Source organism: Microvirga sp. HBU67558 (genome assembly GCF_018069605.1).
In the GTDB taxonomy this organism is placed as follows: domain Bacteria; phylum Pseudomonadota; class Alphaproteobacteria; order Rhizobiales; family Beijerinckiaceae; genus Microvirga; species Microvirga terrae.
In genome coordinates, this window is record NZ_JAGPUP010000347.1 from 1 (window position 1) to 1,890 (window position 1,890).

Annotated in this window: 2 protein-coding genes; both read left to right on the plus strand. The window is 63.7% G+C overall.

Features of this window, described 5'->3' with window-relative positions; translation table 11 throughout:
* Positions 1-365 precede the first annotated feature (365 nt).
* Complete coding sequence (locus KBI52_RS01715; RefSeq protein ID WP_210804907.1) at positions 366-1,400, plus strand: transposase; 1,035 nt, start codon at positions 366-368, stop codon at positions 1,398-1,400.
* Between the two features lie 127 nt (positions 1,401-1,527).
* Entirely contained in the window at positions 1,528-1,713 is a 186-nt protein-coding gene (locus KBI52_RS32515) for a hypothetical protein (protein WP_247654109.1), read from the plus strand.
* Positions 1,714-1,890 lie beyond the last annotated feature (177 nt).

A 1,890-nucleotide genomic window follows, 5' to 3' on the forward strand; every position in this document is an offset into this window, starting at 1 on the left:
GATCGTTTGAGGGCGTCTTTCACGCGGACGCGTTAACCAGAAGAGCAGCGAGAGCTTTCACGGCGCCTCCTGAAATGGCTTAGAATAAGCGCTCCCGAGCCCGTCCGCGCCCTCGCGGGTCAAAAAGGGCGCGTCGGGTCGCCCTGGCGAGGCCGACGGCGCTGAACCGCGACCGGAGTCTCAAAGGGAGACCTGAATGATCTCGCCTCTCAACGTAGCGAAGGCTTGCTTCACTTCGCCTTGCTAAGCTAAGGTCCAGTTTATCAAGAGCTTAGTCTGAGGACGCAGTGATGCTTTTCGGGTAAGTGGGGCATTTTGGGGGGCGAGGGATTCCTCCGACTGGACATTCATGATTCAATCCCGGCATGACCTCACCGCCGGGTGGTTCCAACAAACCGCTGTCTCAGAAGGTCCTGCGCGAGCTGGTCTCGGATCTGGCTGGCAAGATTGCTCGACTGGAGCAAGAGATCGAGCAACTGCGCCTCGACAACAGCAACCTGCGCCGCGACAATCAAGCCCTGAAGGATGAGATCGCCCGGCTCAAGCACCTGCCGCCGCGCCCACCCTTCAAACCCTCCGGCATGGAGAAAGCCACCCAGCCAAAGCCTCCCGGTCCAGGCCGGCGTCCAGGTCGTGGCGCCAAACGGGATCGGGTCACCCGCGAGGTGACGCTGCAGGTCGAGGTGCCACCCGGCTCGCGCTTCAAGGGGTACAAGACGGTGGTGCATCGGGATCTGATGCTGGCCGCCGAGGTGGTGCGCTACAAGCGGGAACGCTGGGTGACCTCCGAGGGCCAAACCATCATCGCGCCGCTGCCGCCCGGCATCACCGGCGGGTTCGGGCCCAATGTGAAGCGGATCTGCCTGGCTCTGCACACGCAAGGCCAGGTGACCACCGAGCGCCTGACCGATCTGCTGAACGGCATCGGCCTGTCGATCTCGAAGCGCGAGGTGGTGCGTCTGCTCACCGCCGATCTGGAGGCGTTTGAGCAGGAGGACCGCGCGATTCTACAGGCGGGCCTGACCTCCTCACCCTACCTCACCGTCGACGACACTGGGGCGCGCCATGCCCGCCGTCCTGCGGTGACCACCCAGATCGGCGGCGAGCGCTTTTGCGTCTTTCGCACCAGCCGGTCGAAGTCGCGCCTGAACTTCCTGACGCTGCTGCGGGCCGGCTGCGAGGACTACGTCGTCAACGAAGCCACACTGGACTATTTGCGGGCGCAATCTGTCGATGCGACTGTGATCGCTCGGCTGGCCACGCATCCGGACCAGGTGTTCGGTTCGCAAATGGAGTGGTGGCAGCATCTGTTGCGGTGCTCGATCAACATCTTCGACCGGCCTCTGCTGCAGGCACTGGACGAAGCCGCCACCTGGGGGCGCTCCGGCATCACGGGCTGATGGACAACACCGTCGTGGTCTCCGACGATGCCGGTCAGTTCCGGGTGACCACGCACGCCCTGTGCTGGATCCATGCGGAGCGCCACCTGCAGAAGCTGATGCCGGCCTCCCCAAGCAGGCCCAGGCGGTGGAGTTGGTCCGCGAGGCGATTTGGTGCTTTTACCGCAGCCTGAAGCTGTGGAAGCAGAGCCCCTCGCCAGGTGGGGAGCGGGCCTTCCGGTGGCAGTTTGACCGGATCTTTGGCCTGCGCACGGGCTACAAGGAGCTCGACGACTTGCTGGCCCGCCTGGCGCGGAGGAAGACCGAACTCTGATGTTCGTTGTCAATGAGCCTTGACGTGGGTATGCAATCCCGATGCAGGAACAGGGCCAGGCCGGATAAAGCGATTGCGCAGGGCCGGAGACAGAGCCGTCAAGACGACGGTTGAGCAGACTCTGATGCGCGGGTTGGTCACCGCATTTCCGTGTGTTCGTCCGGGGCTGCCTCGATC